We start from the raw sequence: 17,736 nt of genomic DNA, 5'->3' as shown, positions 1-17,736 counted from the left end.
GCCGGCGGCCTTCGCTAGCCCGCGAACCGGGCCGGTTCCAGGCCGTGCACCCCGCCACCGGGATCGAGCAGCAGGGTCCGGGAGTGTTGGTTCTCGCTCGCGGGGCGTCGCCGGCGTCCAGTGCGCCCCTGGTCCCTTACCGCGCAGGGCGTTCGCCTCAGTCGATGGAGACGCTCCACGCGACGGCGTTGAGGTTGTCGGTGAGGAAGATGTCGGTCCCTCCGAGCCGCTTGTCCCAGGACGGCATCAGCTCTGCCGCGCGGGCGACGACCGCCTCCATCCACACCTTCAGCTCGGCCTGCTTGTTGTTCGCCGGCACCTCGGCGGCGGCCGCGGCCTCCTTCAGGTCGACCGTCCGCATCGCCTCGGTCGCGGACTTCCGCAGGTCGTTGATGTACTCGCGGTTCGTCGCCACGTCCTCGGGCGTGCCGTACAGCGCCATGTGACCGGTCACGACGGTCTCGAAGTCGTACTCGAGCATCTGGTCCATGGCCTCGAAGTACGCGGGCACGTGCGCGGAGAAGACCAGGCGGAAGAACGGCGGATTCTTCGGAGTGAAGCTGTCGATCGCCGCGAAGAGCTTCCTCTCGGGCACGTGGATGAACAGGTTGCCCGCAATGTGCCAGTCGCCTGTGTAGTCCAGGACGAACCGCGTCCCGTCGATGTCCAGCGCCTTGTGCGGACCGCTGAAGGTCACGTTCGGCAGTGGACGGCGGTCGTCGTGCGCCGCCTTGATGAACCGACCGGTTGTCTCGTGGGCGATGATCTGCAGACCGTTCCGGTTGAGCTGGTGAGCCGCACCGATGTGATCGGTGTGCGCGTGGCTGTAGATCAGGTGCGTGAGCGGCTTGGAGGTGACCGACTCGATCGCCGCCAGCAGCTTGTCACCCCCCAGGTGCAGCGGGGCGTCCACGAGGACGACACCGTTCCTGGTCTCCAGGAACATCGTGTTGACCATGCCCTGGGTGACGCCGTGGGCACCGCCGCCCAGATCGGTCACGACGAACCCGGACTCCGGGATGTCCGGACCCAGGGCGAACTCGGGCATGGGCTTGAATGCGGTCATCAGTGACCTCCTTCCATGTCACCCGTCCGGTAGGCGCGTGGAATGGCCTGCAGCGCGAACCAGGACGGCGGCGGGACCTTCTCGGGGTGCAGGCGGTTCGCCTCCAGCAGGAGGACGCGCACGTCGGCGTGCTCCGACAGGCGCGCCGCCAGCACACAGCCGGCCGTTCCGGCGCCGACCACGATGAGGTCGTACGCAGCGGATGGGCTGTTCATACGCTGGTCCCTCCGGCGGGTCGGGCAGCCGTGCTCTACCCCCGGGCGCCGTCTTCACGCCCGCCGTGATCGCGGCCACAGATCAACCCCATATCTCAGATCTGGGATATCGTCCCGGATATGGGAGACGACGAGGACCAGTCGCTGGAGGCCCGGCTCGCCGGAAGACTCGCCGAGCTGCGCACCGAGCGGGGCTGGTCGCTCGACGAGCTTGCGAAGCGCTCCGGGGTCAGCCGCTCCACGCTGTCCCGGCTCGAACGCGGCGAGATCAGCCCGACCGCCGCGCTGCTCAACAAGCTCTGCGCCGCCTACGGCCGCACCGTCTCGCGGCTCCTCGCCGAGGTGGAGCCCGAGCCGCCGCAGCTGGTGCCGGCCGACCGGCAGCCGGTGTGGCAGGACCGGGCCGACGGATTCACCCGGCGGTCCGTGTCGCCGCCGCATCCCGGGCTGCGCGGCGAGGTGGTCGAGGGCGCGCTCCAGCCGGGGGCGGACATCAGGTACGACGTGCCCTCGGTCCCAGGGCTGGAACACCATCTCTGGGTGCTCGACGGCACCCTGGCCATGACGGTCGGCGACGTCGAGCACGCGCTCCGCGCCGGCGACTGCCTCCGTTACCGGCTCTGGGGTTCGTCCCGCTTCCACTGCCCCGGACCCGGCCCGGTTCGGTATGTCCTGCTCATCGTCCTGCCGTGAAGGGGACCGCCGTGCACGCCATCACCCGCCTCACCGCCGACGCCTACCGCGACTGCGTCGACCACCTCGCCGGCGTGCTCGTCGACGCCGTCGCCGGCGGCGCCTCCGTCGGCTTCCGCGCACCGTTCGGGCACGAACAGGCCGCCGACTGGTGGCGCTCACGCCAGCCGGCGGTGACCGACGGCGGCCTCACCGTCTGGACCGCCACCGCCGTCGGCGCCGCGACCGGCGTCGTCGGCACCGTGAGCCTCGCACGGGAGCCCAAGCCGAACGGCCGGCACCGTGCCGAGGTCCTCAAGCTCATGGTTCACAGTGCCGCACGCGGCCGGGGCCTCGGCCGCGCGTTGCTGGCGACCGCCGAGCGGGCGGCGAAGGACGAGGGCGCCACCCTGCTGCTGCTCGACACCGCCACCGGCAGCGCCGCCGAGCACCTCTACCACGCCGCCGGCTGGACCCGCTACGGGATCGTGCCCAGCTACGCCACCGATCCCGGCGGCACCCTCGAGGACTGCAGCTTCTTCTACAAACGGCTCGCTTGAAATCGGTTGCCCCACCGCGGCCGCGGTGTTCTGCTGGGAAGTCGCAGGACAGTCACCGAGCGGGGGAGCACCGGCATGCGAGCAGCGTTCATGTCCAACCAGGAAGGAACCGTTCTCCAGTCAAGGGACATGACGCTTCGTGCCCACTCTCAACCTCGGCATCCTGGCGCACGTCGATGCCGGTAAGACCAGCCTGACCGAGCGGCTGCTGCACGCCGCCGGCGTCATCGACGAGATCGGCAGCGTCGACGACGGCAGCACCCGGACCGACTCGCTCGCCCTGGAGCGGCAGCGCGGCATCACCATCAAGTCGGCCGTGGTGTCGTTCGTGGTCGACGGTGTCGACGTCAACCTCATCGACACGCCCGGCCACCCCGACTTCATCGCCGAGGTGGAGCGGGTCCTCAGTGTGCTCGACGGCGCCGTCCTCGTCGTCTCCGCGGTCGAGGGCGTCCAGGCGCAGACCCGCGTGCTGATGCGCACCCTCCAGCGGCTGCGCATCCCGACGATCGTGTTCATCAACAAGGTCGACCGGCGCGGCGCCGACCCCGGCCGGGTCCTGCGCGAGATCGCCGCCCGCCTCACCCCGGCGGTGGTGCCGGTCGACGCCGGCACCACGCGCATCGTCGAGGTCCTCGCCGAGCACGACGACGCACTCCTCGCCGCCTACGTCGGCAACCACCCGGTGCCGGACACCCGGGTCCGTGAGGCCCTCGCCCGGCAGGCCCGCCGCGCCCTGGTCCATCCGGTCTACACCGGCTCGGCCATCACCGGCGACGGCGTCGCCGAACTGGTCGCCGGCATCCCCGCCCACCTGCCCACAGTGGACGGTGACGCCACCGGGCCGGTGTCCGGCACCGTGTTCAAGGTCGAGCGCGGCCCGGCCGGGGAGAAGATCGCCTACGTGCGGATGTTCTCCGGCGCGGTCCGCGTCCGCGACCGGTTCCGCGGCGAGGACCGGGTGACCGCCGTCGGCGTCTTCGACAACGGCACGGTCGTGCGCCGCGAAGCCGTCACCGCCGGCCACATCGGCAAGCTGTGGGGCCTCGCGTCGGTGCGCATCGGCGACGCGATCGGCGTGCCGCCCGCCGGCACCGGCCGGCAGTTCGCCCCGCCGACGCTGGAGACGGTGGTCGTGCCGGCCCGGCCGGGGGAGAAGGGCGCCCTGCACGCCGCCCTCGCCCAGCTCGCCGAGCAGGACCCGCTCATCGACCTGCGCCAGGACGACGTCCGGCAGGAGGTCTCCGTGTCGCTCTACGGCGAGGTGCAGAAGGAGGTCGTCCAGGCCACGCTGCACGACGAGTACGGCCTGGACGTCACCTTCCGGGAGACGACCACGATCTGCGTCGAGCGGCCGGCCGGAACCGGTGCCGCGGTGGAGTTCATCGGCGTCCCGCCGAACCCGTTCCTGGCCACGGTCGGCCTGCGGGTCGACCCGGCACCGGCCGGGTCCGGCGTGGCGTTCCGGCTGGAGGTGGAGCTCGGCTCGATGCCGCCGGCGTTCTTCAAGGCCGTCGAGGAGACCGTCCGGGAGACCCTCGGGCAAGGGGTCCACGGCTGGGCCACCACCGACTGCGTGGTGACCATGACGCACTCCGGCTACTGGGCGCGGCAGAGCCACGCCCACGGCACGTTCGACAAGAGCATGTCGAGCACCGCGGGCGACTTCCGCAACCTGACGCCGCTGGTGCTCATGGACGCGCTGCGCGCCGCCGGCACCACAGTGCTCGAGCCGGTCCACCGCTTCCGGCTGGAGTTCCCCGCCGACACGCTGAGCAGTGTGCTGCCGGCGCTGGTGCGGGCGCGTGGAGTGCCGTTGCGGAACCTCCCCGGCCTGATCGAGGGCGACGTGCCGGCCGCGAACGTGCACGCCCTGCAGCAGGTGCTGCCCGCCCTGACGCGCGGCGAAGGCGTGCTGGAGTACACCTTCGACCGCTACGAGCCGGTGCGCGGCCCGGTGCCGGAGCGGCCGCGGTCCGACCACAACCCGCTCGACCGCAAGGAGTACCTGCTGCAGGTCGTCCGCCGCACGGCAGTCGGCCTCGGATAGCGTTCGGCGCCGGAAATTCGCCTGCACCGCCTCCTCGGCAGAGGCCAGCGAACTTCAAGCGCCCACCCCGGCTGCTCAGGCCGGGACGGGCTCCAGGTCGGCATTGTCAAAGGGTGGATAGCTCTCGCTGCCCATTCGCTCGGCCGCATCAATGTAGTCGGCAAGAGCGTCGCGGGATTGAGCGAGCCTGTCCATCTGATCGTCCAGTCGCTGCAGCCGCAACCGCATCGCGGCCAGCAACTCGGGACACCCGAGCAGCTCCGGGGCCTCTCCCACCGCACAGGGCAGCAGATACGCGATGTCCTCGGAAGACAAACCGGCACCAAGCAGGTGCCGGATCTGCTTCACCCGCAGCACGGCGTCCTCGCCGTACTTGCGGTAACCGTTCGCGCCGCGGTCTGCCTCCAGCAGGCCCTGGGCCTCGTAGTAGCGCAGCTGATGGGCGTTGACGCCCGTCCGACGACTCAGTTCCCCGATTTGCACCGAAACCTCGCTTGACCTTCACACCGGTATCAAGGCGATGGCCGACTGCTCGATCGCCGCCGGACACGGTGGTGAGCAGTATCCCGTGCTGATCGAAGAGTTCGGCAAACCCCGCAACGACTGACCGATCCCGACACCGGGATCCAGCAATCCGTCAGGTCCAGCGAGCCGCCGCGACGAGCGTGAGCAGATCGGTGGCGACGAAGCTGCCGGCCTGGATCCAGCCGAGGTCCCCGTTGGCGAGGATGCTGACGGGGTGGCGGCCTGCGCGAGCGCCACGACGGCGAACAGCGGCGCGGCGGTGGCCCCGGCGGCGAGCCGGAGCCGCGTCGAGGCCGCCCCGTCCGCGGTGCTGGTGTGCTCGATGGCGGTCATGGGTGGTGCCCCTTCCGACGGTCGGCGTTGGTGCCCTGCACTGACGCGTTGAACGGCGGGGGCGTCGTTCGACACCCGCGCCGGAACTTTCCGCCGGGTCATCCGACGAGACGGGGCAGCGCCGTCAGCAGGGTGTCGCACCAGGCGTTGAACGGGCCCCGGTCGCCGCGCGCCGGGTGCACCCGGTTGCTCAGCACCACCACGCCGTAGCCGCGGGACGGCTCGAGCCAGATCCGGTTGCCCACGAAGCCCGAGAGGCCGTAGCTGTCGGCGCCCGGTGACGGGCCGCCCAGGCCGCGGGTCGGCGGCAGCCACCAGCCGAGACCGTAGCGATCGCCGGTGCCGCCCGCCGCCCAGCAGTCGTGGGCGGCAGGGGAGCCGGTGCGGCCCGCCGCCCAGCAGTCGTGGGCGGCAGGGGAGCCGGTGCGGCCCGCGAGCCAGTCCTGGGCGGCGGCGGTCACCAGGGCCAGGGTGCCGAACGCGCCCGCGTGGCCGGCCACGCCGCCCATCGCCGCCGCGTTCTCGTCGTGGACCTCACCCACGACGAGCCGGCCCCGCCACGGGCAGCGCTCGGTCGCCACGGCAGGCGCGAACCGCCCGCCCATCCGCAGGCCGGTCCGGCGGCGGGCCAGCTCCGGCAGCGGCGTGCCGGTGCGTTCCTCCACCAGCGCGCCGAGGATGATCGAGCCCAGGTCGCTGTAGACCGGTCCGGGTGCGGACAGCGGCGTGCGCAGCGCGGCGTCGACGATCGTGTCGCGGCCGGACAGCGTCTTGAAGAACGGCACGGTCGCGGGCAGCCCGGCCCGGTAGCTCAGCAGGTCGGCGGCGGTGGCCCGGCCGACCGGCAGGCCGGCGGCCCGGGGCCAGAGCGTCTCCAGTGGACGGTCGAGGGGCACGTGGTCGAGCACCTCGGGCAGGGTGACGAGCACCTTGGTCAGGCTCGCCAGGTCCCACCAGCAGTCCTCGGCCGCCGGTCGCCCGGTGGTGAGGTCCGCGATCCCGTGGACGACCGAGGCGAGCACCCGGTCCCGGTCGAAGACGGCCACCGCCACCGCCGGCACCGGCGCCCGGGCGGCGATCCGGGTGAGCCGCTCACCCGGCGACATCAACCAGCCGCCGCATCGCGCGGATCGTGGACCGTACCTCCTGCAGGTACCGGTCCGGCCGGGCGGCCTCCGGCGGCTGCGGCACCGACGCCCGCGCGGGCGCGAACCCGACGGTGTCGACGCCGCACCGGTACGGCAGGCCGATCAGCCGGATCGCGTCACAGTGCTGGAACGGCACGTAGACCGGCGAGGTGACGACGAGGATCCGGTCACCGGGGCGCAGGTGCACCAGGCCGGCCCAGAACTCGTAGGTGTCGGAGGTGTTCGCCCGGCGCCGCCGCGGGTCGCCGGACGGTGCGGCCAGCACCCGGACGCCGGGGAACGTCCGGACCGAGATGGAACCGCCGGGCGGCCCGGCGAACCCGAACGCGGCCCGCACCCCGGCTTCCATGGCGTCGATCTCGTGCTCCAGCCCGGCCAGCCCGGGCAGTGCGCGCTCGGTGTCGGTCAGCGTCCGGAAGCTGGCGAGCGCCGTGACCTCGCCGGCCGTGATCTCGCCGGAGCGCACCAGCCGGGCCGCGTGCTCGGTGCGCTGCAGGCAGGCCCGGCCGAGGCCGCCGAGGACGAGCAGATGCTCATACGACCGGTGGGGCGGCGCCGTGGTGTCGGCGAGCCGCAGGGCCACCGCCGAGGCCGCCACGAGCGCCCCGACGCCGCCGGTGAGCACCGGCGGCGGCACCTCGTCGCGCTCGCGGCCGGCACGGAAGTCCCAGTGCGCCGCCGAGAACGCGTCGAGCCAGGCGAGGACGGCCGCCGTGTCACCCTCCGGGACCCGCCCGCCGAACGCCTCGACGAGGGCCCGCAGCGGCTCCGACGTGGCCCAGGCGTGGACCTCGCCGACCAGCACCGAAGGATCCACGCCGGGCGGGCACGACGGCAGTGGCACGGGCACCCGCCAACCCTACGCCGCCGCGAGTTCCTCCTCCGCGTCGAAGCCGTGGATCCAGGCCACGTTGTCCGGCAGGGAGACGAGCCGGGCGTTGCGCTCGTCGGCCGCCGGGCCGTCGGGCAGCTGGAAGCAGGCCGCGTTGCCGCGCGAGCCCATCTGGATCTGCCGGGTCCGCGGCTTGCGGATCTGCTCGTACCGGTGCAGCGCCTCGGCGACCGGCAGCTCGGCGACGCTGAGCAGGCCGGCCAGCACGGCGGCGTCCTCGACGGCCTGGTTGCTGCCCTGGCCGGCGTGCGGCAGCATCGGGTGGGCCGCGTCGCCCAGCAGGGTGACCCGGCCGGTGCTCCACCTGCGTAGCGGCTCACGGTCGTAGAGTGCCCAGCGACCGGTCTCCTCGACGTTGCTGAGCATCGTGACCACGGTGTCGTTCCAGCCGTCGAACGCGGCGACGGCGTCGGCGGACTCGGCCTTGGACGACCACGACTCGAGCGTCCACTCCGGATCCGGGACGTAGGCGACGAAGTTGATGAGCTCCCCGCCGCGCACCGGGTAGACCACGAGGTGCCGGCCGGGGCCGAGGAAGAACGTCAGGCCCATCCGGTCGCCGCCGGGGACCTTCTCGACCGGCACGAGACCCCGGAAGCAGCTCATCGCCGAGAACACGGCCTCGTCCGGGCCGGTGACGTGCTCGCGCACCGCGGACCGCAGCCCGTCGGCGCCGATCACCACGTCGGCCTCGGTCTTGGTGCCGTCGGCGAACTCGACCTCGACCCCGTCCGGCGACTCGCGGACCGCGGCGCACCGGTGGTTGAGGACCGGCGTCCCGTCGAAGCTGTCGAGGAGCACCTCGTGCAGGTCGGCGCGGTGCAGGCCCAGGAACGGCGCGCCGAACCGGTCGGTGTACCAGTCGCCCATGGGGTGTTCGTGGAAGATCTCGCCGGTCTTCCAGTGGTGGAACTGGATGCGGTGCAGGTCGGACGCGGCCTCGCGGACCGCCTGCCCGAGACCCATGCGGTCGTAGAGCCGGACGCCGTTGGCGCCCAGCGAGATGCCGGCGCCGATCGCGGTCAGCTCCGCGGCCTGATCGTAGACCACGACCTCGTGGCCCTTGGCGCGCAAGGCGATCGCGGCGGTGAGCCCGCCGATCCCGGCGCCGATGACAGCGATCCGCAACGGTGCGGATGAACCCATGACCTACCTCGGACTCCTGGAGGGACAAAAGGCACACTCAGCGACGAGAGACTATCGACCCGGCAGGCGGGTTCCTAGCGCCCGGTGATGAATCTTTCATCGCAAATCCCTGGACAGCACGCCGATTCGGATATTGGGCGTCGTCGTTTCGCAGGTCGACGGCCCGCACCTGGCGGCCGGCGAAGCACGCACCCGTGCGCTGTGTCGGTGACGCAGCGCACGGTTGCGGGTTCGTGACACGACCCCGATCACTTTCCTGACGCTGCGCGGTGACCCCGGCCCGTACGGTCGTCGCCGACACCACAGCGACCAGAGGGAGCACTGGGACCACATGGGCCTCTTCAAGCAGATGAAGGACCTGAAGAACGTTGTCGCGCAGGCGCCGGGCATGGTGGCGCAGGCGCAGCAGACCTCGGCCGCGGCGCAGGCCTACGCCGCGCAGCAGCAGGCCGCCTACGGCGCCACCGGCTACACCGCCGCGAACGCCTTCGGTGCCCCGGTGGCCACCGGCATCACCCCCGACGACCCGCGCCTCGCCCCGATCGCCGGCGTCGACCTGACGATGTACGCCCGCATCTCCAAGGCCGCCTCGCAGGAGGGCCTCGACGTCAACGGCCTGCTGCTCAAGGCGCAGAGCTTCGGCGTCTCCGCCGAGGCGTGGCAGGAGGCGGCCGCCGGCTGGCCGGTCCGCATGCGCGGCGACACGCAGCTCGCCGTCCACTACGGCAACATCTTCGGCCAGGTCTGAACCGTGGGCCTGTTCGGCGACATCAGGAAGCTGAAGCAGCAGGCGGACCAGATCAACGCCGACTGGGACCCGGCCGCGCAGATGCGGGCCGGGACGGCGCAGCTGCAACACGTGCAGCACAGCATGGAGGCGCAGACCGCCGACCTGGAGCTGCTGCGGACCGGCCTGCCCGCGGCCGCGACCGTCATCGGGCTCGCCGACACCGGCACCCGGATCAACCTGCAGCCGCTGGTGCGGATCAGCCTCCTTGTGGAGGTCGCCGGCCGGCCGCCGTACCCGGTGACCCGGGAGGTCCTGCTGCCGATCCACGCGTCCGCGCAGGCGGGCGTCGGGCAGCGGGTCTCGGTGCTGGTCCACCCGCACCAGCCGGACCGTGTCCTGGTCCGCTGGGGCGTCCCCGGCTGACCCCGCCCACGTGAACGCCGGCCGAACTTCCTGCTCGGTCGGCGTTCCGGCGCCCGGTCATGTTTCCCGGTTCAAACGCAGGTCAACTGGTGTTCATCATCGACTCATACGGTGCGCGGGAACCCAGCTGAACACGACTTCCGTTACCGCCGAGGAGACCATATGTCGGAGCCAGTCCGTCGCCCGTTACCGTTCATCGGCACGGCGCAGGTGCGCCACGGCGCTCGCGACCGCATGACCTGCCTCTACCGCTGCGGCAACGCCTGCGACCACCCGGTGCCGAACCGTTCGGCCAACGAGTATCTCGGTGACCTGGTCGCCGGGGAGGTGTCACGGCGCGGCGTCATGCGCGGCGCGCTCGTCGTCGGCCTGGCCGGCGCGGGTGTCGCGGCCGGTGCCGCCCCCGCCTTCGCCTCGCCCGCCGGTGCGGCGTCCGAGCCCGACGTCGTCGTGCCGGAGGTCGACACCTTCGCGTCGAAGGCGCCCGCGCCGTCCCAGCTGACGTTCAAGGCGGTCACCCCGAACCAGGTCGACGGGATCGTCGTGCCCAACGGCTACGACCACGCCGTCGTCATCAAGTGGGGCGACGAGGTCGTGCCGGGCGCGCCCCGGTTCAACGTGGCCAAGCAGACCGCCGCCGCGCAGTCGAAGCAGTTCGGCTACAACAACGACTTCGTCGCCGTGCTGCCGCTGGACCGCCGCGGCGAGCGGGCGCTGCTCGTGGTCAACCACGAGTACACCAACGAGGACCTCATGTTCCCCGGCTTCCCCGGCATCGACGCGCTTTCCGTCGAGCAGCTGCGGGTGGCGATGGCCGCGCACGGCATGTCCGTCGTGGAGCTCGAGCGGGTCGGCGGCAGCGGCCGCTGGACGCCGGTGACGCGGGGCTCGCGCCGGTACAACCGCCGGATCACCGCGCTCGAGACCCGCTTCAAGCTCACCGGCCCGGCCGCCGGTAGCGCCCTGCTGAAGACCGCCGCCGACCCGGGCGGCAAGGACGTCATCGGCACGCTGAACAACTGCGCCGGCGGCGTGACCCCGTGGGGCACGATCCTGTCCGGCGAGGAGAACTTCAACCAGTACTTCGTCGGCGCCGAGACGTCGACCGGCGCCGCCAAGGACCGGTTCAACCGCTACGGCATCGACACCACCAACCGGTACCCGTCCGGCAGCCGCAAGTGGGACCGCGCCGACGCCCGCTTCGACCTGACGAAGAACCCGAACGAGGCGAACCGCTTCGGCTGGGTCGTCGAGATCGACCCGTTCACCCCGGGCTCGACGCCGCGCAAGCACACGGCGCTCGGCCGGGTGAAGCACGAGGGCGCCAACGTCATCATCGCCAAGAGCGGCAAGGCCGTCGCGTACATGGGTGACGACGAGCGCTTCGACTACCTGTACAAGTTCGTCTCGGACAAGAAGTTCGACAGCGGCAAGTCGCACTTCGCCCGCCGCCACAACCTGACCCTGCTCGAGTCCGGCACGCTCTACGTGGCGAAGCTCGGCTTCACCTCGGCCGGCGAGATCGACGGCTCCGGCAAGCTGCCCTCCGACGGCGCGTTCAACGGCACCGGCACCTGGATTCCGCTGGTCAAGAACGGCAAGTCGCAGGTGCCCGGCATGACCACCGAGGAGGTGCTCGTCTTCACCCGGCTCGCCGGTGACGCCGTCGGCGCCACGAAGATGGACCGCCCCGAGGACGTCGAGCCCAACCCGAAGTCCGGCAAGATCTACGTCGCGCTGACCAACAACACCCAACGCGGCTCGTCCGGCAAGGCGCCCGCCGACGAGGCGAACCCGCGCACCAACAACCGGCACGGCCACATCCTGGAGATCACCGAGAACGGCGGCGACCACACGGGCGAGGCGTTCACCTGGACGATCCCGATCGTCTGCGGCGACCCGAAGGACCCGGCGACGTACTTCATGGGCTACGACAAGAACCTGGTCTCGCCGATCTCCTGCCCGGACAACGTCGCGTTCGACGGCGCCGGCAACCTGTGGATCTCGACCGACGGCAACGCCCTCGGCACCAACGACGGCCTGTTCGCCGTGCCGCTCGAGGGCCCGGAGAAGGGGCACCTCAAGCAGTTCCTCACCGTGCCCTACGGCGCGGAGACCTGCGGCCCGTGGATCCACGCCGACAACAAGAGCGCGTTCGTCGCCGTCCAGCACCCGGGTGAGATCACCGGTGCCTCGATCGAGAAGCCGGCGTCGAACTGGCCCGACGGCGACTTCGCCAAGCCCGGCGTCGCCGTGGCCTGGCGCGTCGACGGCCGCAGCATCGGCGTCTGACAGCAACTTCGGCGTCCGGCAGCACCAGCGGCGGCGGGGGCAGGAGGCCCTCGCCGCCGCGGCGTGTCACGCGCCGAGCGGGCCGCGGCGTCCACCACCGACCGGATCCGTAGCGTCCGCGTGTCAGGCCCCGAACGGCCGGAAGACCATCAGGACCACGATGGCGGCCGCCACGGCCAGGGAAAGCCCGCCGGCGCCGGCCAGGCGGCTCTCGAGGCCGCTGAGCCGGTCCCGTTCGGTGTCGTCGGGCTCGTCCAGCGCCGCGACGGCCGACCGTCGCTGCAGCAGCAGCCCCGCCCGGCGCAGGGCGGGCACCGTGTATCCGGCCGACACGCCCAGCAGCACGACGTACAGCGTCGAGGAGATGACGACCCAAGGGGTGCCGAAGCCGTACCGCTCCGACCACGCCACCGCCAGCGCGCCGAGCACCGCCACGAGCAGCGAGCCCGCCGTCGTCCAGCGGGCGACCCGGAACGCCTGGCGCGCCCCGTCCGCGTCACCCCGGCGGATGGCGCCGCGCCCCCAGAACCCGGTCAGCACCAGCGGCCCGATCAGCAGGACCGCCGCGAGCACGTGGAGCATGACGACGAACCGCTGCATGCGGCCACGGTACGGCCGGACGCCGCCCGCGCCGGTCACCCGCCGCGGGTAGAGAGCTGCGCCGGCGTGGTGCCGGACCGGGCCCGTGTCACGCAACTGCCGGCGTCCCCGGGTTGAGGACGCCGGCAGCGGGAGCGGGAACCGGTCAGGAGGCGAAGGCCTCGAACTCGTAGATCCGTGCCGCGGTGTCGGTGTTGTTGGTCGGTGTGATGATGTTGATCCGCAGGTACCGGGTGTTCACCGGTCCGAACGTGTTGGTGGTGACGTCGGTGGTGTTGCCGCGTACCTGTGCGGCGGTGGTCCAGGTGGTGCCGTCGGTGCTGGTCTGCAGGTCGAAGTCGCGGGTGTTGAAGGCGGTGTTCTCGCCGCCGGCGCCGGCGTGGCGGACGACGATCCGGCCGACGGACTGGGCCGAGCCGAGGTCGACGCGCAACCACTTCGTGCCGCCGAGGGAGCACCACTTGTCGGCGTTGCCGCCGTTGACGGTGCCGTTGACCGCCTTGGCCGGCCCTTCCGTCGACGCGCACTGGCTGTCGGCCGTCGCGGCCTTGTTCAGCGCCAGGTTCGTCGCCGGCGGCGGGGTCGTCCCGCCGCTGAGCGCGAAGTCGTCGACGTCGAACAGGCCGCCCGCGCCGGTGCCGTTGAACACCAGGAACAGCGCGCCCGAGCCGGCGGCGAGCGACGTGGTGACGTCGACGAAGTTGCCGTACCCGCCGGTGTTGGTGACGGCGACGGTACCGAGCACCGGTCCGGTCTGGGACCCGGCGCGCACCTGGATGGTGCCGCCGGTGCCGCCGGACGCGACGCGGGCGGTGAAGCCGGTCTTGCCGGAGACGTTGACGCCCGAGTAGCCGACCCAGTCGCCGTTGTCGATGTAGCCGACGCGGTTGCCGCCGTGCGCGGTCCCGTCCGCGACGACCTGGACCCCGGACTGCGAGGTGAACGACTCCGCCTCGATCCGGCCGGTGGGCGGCTGCGTCGTGCCCGGCGAGCAGTCCGCGGCCACCTTGCCGCCGGCGTAGCGGATCGCGCCGAGCAGGTGCGTGCGGAACGCCGTGTCGGCGTACGACTCCTGGGTGTGGCCGCCGCCGGTGTAGAACGAGCGCCCGCTCTGGACCGTCTTGCACCAGACGAACGGGTGGTCGGCACCCATGCCGCCGCCGCTGTACGTCGACTCGTCCAGCGTCGCCAGGACGTGGGCCGTGGACCGGGGGTTGGTGCGGTAGTTGTAGAGCTCGTCGGTGCGCACCCAGGTGGCGCCGAGGTGCGCCGTCGCCGGGTGGCTGCGGTCCTCGACCTTCATCGTCGCCTGCTGGATCGCCGGGTGGGAGGCGAACCAGGCGCCGACGAGCTCGCCGTAGAACGGCCAGTCGTACTCGGTGTCGGCGGCGGCGTGGACGCCCACGTAGCCGCCACCGCCGCGGATGTACGACTCGAACGCCGTCTGCTGGGTGGCGTTGAGCACGTCGCCGGTCGTGCTGAGGAACACGACCGCCTCGTACTGCGCCAGGTTCGCGGTCGTGAACGCGTTCGCGTCCTCGGTGGCGGTCACCGTGAACCCGTTGGCGGCGCCGAGCTGCTGGATCGCCTGGATGCCGGCCGGGATGGAGTCGTGGCGGAAACCCGCCGTCTTGGAGAACACGAGGACGTCGAACGCGGTGTCGGCGGAGGCCGCCGGGACGTGCGCGCCGACGAGCAGCGCCGCGGTCACCGCCGCGACGGCCAGAAGCTTACGTCTCATCACCATGGTCCTTAGGAAGCGAAGGCTTCGAACTCGTAGATGCGCGCCGCGGTGTCGGTGTTGTTGGTCGGGGTGATGATGTTGATCCGCAGGTATCGGGTGTTCACCGGTCCGAACGTGTTGGTGGTGACGTTGGCGGTGTTGCCGCGTACCTGTGCGGCGGTGGTCCAGGTGGTGCCGTCGGTGCTGGTCTGCAGGTCGAAGTCGCGGGTGTTGAAGGCGGTGTTCTCGCCGCCGGCCCCGGCGTGGCGGACGACGATCCGGCCGACGGACTGGGCCGAGCCGAGGTCGACGCGCAACCACTTCGTGCCGCCGAGGGAGCACCACTTGTCGGTGTTGCCGCCGTTGACGGTGCCGTTGACCGCCTTGGCCGGCCCTTCCGTCGACGCGCACTGGCTGTCGGCGGTGGCCGTCTTGTTCAACGCCAGGTTCGTCGCCGGGGGTGGCGTGGTGCCGCCGGTGAGGGCGAAGTCGTCGAGGTCGAACAGGCCGCCGGTGCCGGTGCCGACGAACACCAGGAACAGCGCGCCGGAGCCGGCGGTGATGGTGGTGCTGACGTCGACGAACGTGCCGTAGCCGCCGGTGTTCGGGACACTCACCGAGCCGAGCAGCGGGCCCGTCTGCGAGCCCGACCGGATCTGGATGGTGCCGCCGGTGCCGCCGGACGCGACGCGGGCGGTGAAGCCGGTCTTGCCCGAGACGTTGACGCCCGAGTAGCCGACCCAGTCGCCGCCGTCGATGTAGCCGACGCGGTTGCCGCCGTGCGCGGTCCCGTCCGCGACGACCTGGACCCCGGACTGCGAGGTGAACGACTCCGCCTCGATCCGGCCGGTGGGCGGCGGCGTGGTCCCGGTGTTCAGGGTGAACGAGTCGAGGTCGAAGAGCGCGCCGGCGCCGCCGGTGAAGACCAGGTACAGCGTGCCGGCCGTGGACGGCGCGTTGGCGATGGTCCCGGTGACGTTCGTGAACGTGTCCCAGCTGCCGGTGACCGGGACGGTCGCGGAGCCGAGCAGCGTGCCCGTCGGGGATCCGGCGCGCAGCGAGATCGTGCCGCCGGTACCGGCGGACGAGGCGCGGGCGCTGAACGAGGTGGCGTTGTTCAGCAGGTACGGGTTGAACGAGATCCAGTCGCCGTTCTGGATCTCCCCGACGGTCCGGCCGCCCTCGGCGGAGGCCTTGTCGAAGACCTGGACGCCCTGCATCGCGCCGAAGTGCTCGGCCTGCCGCAGCCGGGGCTGCAGGATGTGCTGCTTGTGCGCGACGAGGCCGCCGTTGTCGGTGTACTCGGCGTCGAACACCGCGAAGACGTTCGCCGCGGCGTCGTGCTCACCGTCGGCCGGCACCGTCATCGTGCCGGAGCAGCCGGTCTTCTGGCTGATCTGGTGGCCGTGGGTGTCGTGGCCGAGGATGTAGGTCAGCTTGACCCGGTTGCAGTCGATCGTGCCGTCCTCGGGATCGGTGACACTGATCTGGTACGGGACGGTGTCGCCGAACGAGAACAGCGAGCCGTTGGCGGGCGTCGTGATGGTCACCGTGGGCATGGTGTTGCCGACGCTGATCGTCACGCTGGCGCTGCCGGTGGCGTTCTGCGGGTCGCGGACCGTCAGCGTCGCCGTGTAGGTGCCGGCGTTGGTGTACGTGTGCGACGGGTTGGCGGCGGTGGACGTACCACCGTCACCGAACGCCCACGAGTAGGACAGCGCCTGTCCCTCCGGGTCGCTGCTGCCCGCCGACGAGAACTGCACGGCCAGCGGGGCCGGTCCGGACACCGGGTTGGCGCCCGCGACGGCGACCGGGGCGCGGTTGCCGCCGCCGATGTATTCGATGCGGTACAGCGCGGAGTTCGCGTCGCCGTTGCCGAACCCGGCGCCGTAGTCGAGCACGTAGAGTGCGCCGTCCGGGCCGAACGCCTGGTCCATGACCTGCATGCCGGACCACGGGAAGGCCTCGATCGTGCCGGGGGAGCCGTCGCCGTTGACCGTGACCGCCTTGATCCAGCGGCGGCCGAACTCACCGGCGAAGAACTTGCCGTCCAGCGACTGGGGGAACTTGACCGCCGACGAGTTGGCCGCGTCGTAGCGGTAGACCGGGCCGGCCATCGGCGACTCGGACCCGCTGCCGAACTCGGGCGGGCTGCCGGCGTCACCGGCGTACCGGATCCAGGACGGCCGCGCCGGCGGCAGCGTCTGCTGGCCGGTGTTGCGGAACGAGTTGTTCGTCGGGCCGCCGGTGCAGTTGTACTTCGGGCCGGTGCTGTTGGTCGCGAAGTTCCACTCGTTGTACGTCTCGGTCGTGGTGTTCGTGCCGGTGCAGTACGGCCAGCCGTAGTTGCCGGGGCTGGTGACGCGGTCGAACTCGACCTGGCCGGACGGGCCGCGGTTCGGGTCGGTGACACCCGCGTCGGGGCCGTAGTCGCCGATGTAGATCGCGCCGGTCGGCTTGTCCACACTCATCCGGAACGGGTTGCGGAAGCCCATCGCGTAGATCTCCGGCCGCGTGTTCGGCGTGCCGGGCGCGAAGAGGTTGCCGGACGGGACCGTGTACGAGCCGTCGGCGTTGACCTTGATCCGCAGGATCTTGCCGCGCAGGTCGTTGGTGTTGCCGGCGCTGCGCTGCGCGTCGTAGGCCGGGTTGCGGTCGGTCCGCTCGTCGATCGGGGAGTAGCCGGCCGAGTCGAACGGGTTCGAGTCGTCGCCGGTCGACAGGTACAGGTTGCCGGCCGCGTCGAAGTCGATGTCGCCGCCGACGTGGCAGCACATGCCGCGGTCGGTGCCGACCTCCAGCACGACCTTCTCGCCGCTCAGCGTCCAGTTGGTGCCGAGTGTGAACCGGGACAGGCGGTTGACGCCCTTCCACACGTTCCAGTCGCCGCCGGACGCGGGGGCGTCGCCGCCGGGCGTGTTCAGCGGCGGCGCGTAGTAGAGGTAGATGTACCGGTTGGTGGCGAATCCGGGGTCGATCGCGACGCCCTGCAGGCCCTCCTCGTCATGCGTGTAGACGGGGATGTTGGCCACGACGCTGGTGGTGCCGGCGGCGTCGGTGCGGCGCAGGGTGCCGTTGCGGGCGGTGTGCAGCACCGAGCGGTCGGGCAGCACGGCGAGCGACATGGGTTCGCCCAGCTCGTTGAGGCCCTTGGCGAGCTCGACCTGCTGGTAGTCGGAGGCGGGGATGGCGGCCTGTGCCGGGCTCGAGGTGGCGGTGAGCGTGACGGCGGTGGCGCCGACGAGCAGGACGGTGGCGGCCGCCCTGCGGGCACGGTTCGGCGGTGACATCGGTGGGGTCCTTCCCGGACTCGATGCGGTGGGGTGTGGTGCCGGTGTCTGTCCGGGCCGCCGAAGCCCCA

At 71.7% G+C, this 17,736-nt stretch carries 15 protein-coding genes and 1 pseudogene; 6 read left to right on the top strand and 10 right to left on the bottom strand.

Annotated elements, in window-relative coordinates; translation table 11 throughout:
- Positions 1–157: 157 nt before the first annotated feature.
- Both Dfulv_RS26915 and Dfulv_RS49080 read right to left on the bottom strand, forming a co-directional pair.
- Positions 158–1,066 (bottom strand): MBL fold metallo-hydrolase, encoded by a 909-nt coding sequence (locus tag Dfulv_RS26915; protein ID WP_259856200.1) that lies wholly within the window; start codon positions 1,064–1,066, stop codon positions 158–160.
- Positions 1,067–1,164: 98 nt separating this feature from the next.
- Positions 1,165–1,281: pseudogene (locus Dfulv_RS49080) on the bottom strand (NAD(P)-binding protein); the annotation flags it as partial.
- Between the two features lie 120 nt (positions 1,282–1,401).
- Between Dfulv_RS49080 and Dfulv_RS26905 the strand changes: the two are divergent.
- The 3 genes from Dfulv_RS26905 to Dfulv_RS26895 all read left to right on the top strand — a co-directional run bounded on the left by Dfulv_RS26905 (position 1,402) and on the right by Dfulv_RS26895 (position 4,563).
- On the top strand, positions 1,402–1,974 hold the full coding sequence (locus Dfulv_RS26905) for a helix-turn-helix domain-containing protein (protein WP_259856199.1): 573 nt from the start codon (positions 1,402–1,404) through the stop codon (positions 1,972–1,974).
- Positions 1,971–2,513: a GNAT family N-acetyltransferase gene (locus tag Dfulv_RS26900; RefSeq protein ID WP_259856198.1), complete on the top strand. Its 543-nt coding sequence runs from the start codon at positions 1,971–1,973 to the stop codon at positions 2,511–2,513. The genes Dfulv_RS26905 and Dfulv_RS26900 overlap by 4 nt, the downstream gene beginning before the upstream one ends.
- 139 nt (positions 2,514–2,652) lie before the next feature.
- Positions 2,653–4,563: an elongation factor G gene (locus Dfulv_RS26895; RefSeq protein WP_259856197.1), complete on the top strand. Its 1,911-nt coding sequence runs from the start codon at positions 2,653–2,655 to the stop codon at positions 4,561–4,563.
- 75 nt (positions 4,564–4,638) lie between these two features.
- Here the strand turns inward: Dfulv_RS26895 and Dfulv_RS26890 are convergent, their stop codons facing one another.
- From Dfulv_RS26890 to Dfulv_RS26870, 5 genes are all read right to left on the bottom strand, one after another.
- Positions 4,639–5,046 carry a MerR family transcriptional regulator gene (locus Dfulv_RS26890; RefSeq protein WP_259856195.1) on the bottom strand — a complete coding sequence of 136 codons (408 nt, stop codon included), beginning with the start codon at positions 5,044–5,046 and terminating at the stop codon, positions 4,639–4,641.
- A gap of 18 nt (positions 5,047–5,064) precedes the next feature.
- Positions 5,065–5,421 carry a hypothetical protein gene (locus Dfulv_RS26885; RefSeq protein WP_259856193.1) on the bottom strand — a complete coding sequence of 119 codons (357 nt, stop codon included), beginning with the start codon at positions 5,419–5,421 and terminating at the stop codon, positions 5,065–5,067.
- 98 nt (positions 5,422–5,519) lie between these two features.
- Entirely contained in the window at positions 5,520–6,527 is a 1,008-nt protein-coding gene (locus Dfulv_RS26880; RefSeq protein WP_259856191.1) for a serine hydrolase domain-containing protein, read from the bottom strand.
- Positions 6,514–7,419: a hypothetical protein gene (locus tag Dfulv_RS26875; protein WP_259856189.1), complete on the bottom strand. Its 906-nt coding sequence runs from the start codon at positions 7,417–7,419 to the stop codon at positions 6,514–6,516. Before Dfulv_RS26875 ends, Dfulv_RS26880 begins: the two co-directional genes overlap by 14 nt.
- A 9-nt stretch (positions 7,420–7,428) precedes the next feature.
- Positions 7,429–8,607, bottom strand: a complete 1,179-nt coding sequence (locus tag Dfulv_RS26870) for an FAD-dependent monooxygenase (protein ID WP_259856187.1) — start codon at positions 8,605–8,607, stop codon at positions 7,429–7,431.
- Positions 8,608–8,938: 331 nt separating this feature from the next.
- Between Dfulv_RS26870 and Dfulv_RS26865 the strand changes: the two genes are divergently transcribed.
- From Dfulv_RS26865 to Dfulv_RS26855, 3 genes are all read left to right on the top strand, one after another.
- Positions 8,939–9,355: a hypothetical protein gene (locus Dfulv_RS26865; RefSeq protein ID WP_259856185.1), complete on the top strand. Its 417-nt coding sequence runs from the start codon at positions 8,939–8,941 to the stop codon at positions 9,353–9,355.
- A gap of 3 nt (positions 9,356–9,358) precedes the next feature.
- Positions 9,359–9,760, top strand: a complete 402-nt coding sequence (locus Dfulv_RS26860) for a hypothetical protein (RefSeq protein ID WP_259856183.1) — start codon at positions 9,359–9,361, stop codon at positions 9,758–9,760.
- A gap of 162 nt (positions 9,761–9,922) precedes the next feature.
- On the top strand, positions 9,923–12,052 hold the full coding sequence (locus Dfulv_RS26855) for a PhoX family protein (RefSeq protein WP_259856181.1): 2,130 nt from the start codon (positions 9,923–9,925) through the stop codon (positions 12,050–12,052).
- 123 nt (positions 12,053–12,175) lie between these two features.
- On the opposite strand, the gene Dfulv_RS26850 is transcribed toward Dfulv_RS26855, so the two are convergent.
- The 3 genes from Dfulv_RS26850 to Dfulv_RS26840 form a co-directional block, all read right to left on the bottom strand.
- Positions 12,176–12,652: a DUF2269 domain-containing protein gene (locus Dfulv_RS26850; RefSeq protein WP_259856179.1), complete on the bottom strand. Its 477-nt coding sequence runs from the start codon at positions 12,650–12,652 to the stop codon at positions 12,176–12,178.
- Between the two features lie 145 nt (positions 12,653–12,797).
- The gene (locus tag Dfulv_RS26845) at positions 12,798–14,393 is read right to left on the bottom strand and encodes a ThuA domain-containing protein (protein WP_259856177.1); all 1,596 of its coding nucleotides are present in this window, start codon (positions 14,391–14,393) and stop codon (positions 12,798–12,800) included.
- Positions 14,394–14,404: 11 nt separating this feature from the next.
- A complete protein-coding gene (locus Dfulv_RS26840) occupies positions 14,405–17,665 on the bottom strand; it encodes a carbohydrate-binding protein (protein ID WP_259856175.1) in 3,261 nt (1,086 codons plus the stop codon).
- Between the last annotated feature and the right edge of the window lie 71 nt (positions 17,666–17,736).

Source organism: Dactylosporangium fulvum, assembly GCF_025137375.1.
Lineage (GTDB): Bacteria > Actinomycetota > Actinomycetes > Mycobacteriales > Micromonosporaceae > Dactylosporangium > Dactylosporangium fulvum.
This window is presented reverse-complemented; position numbering and strand designations above follow the sequence as displayed.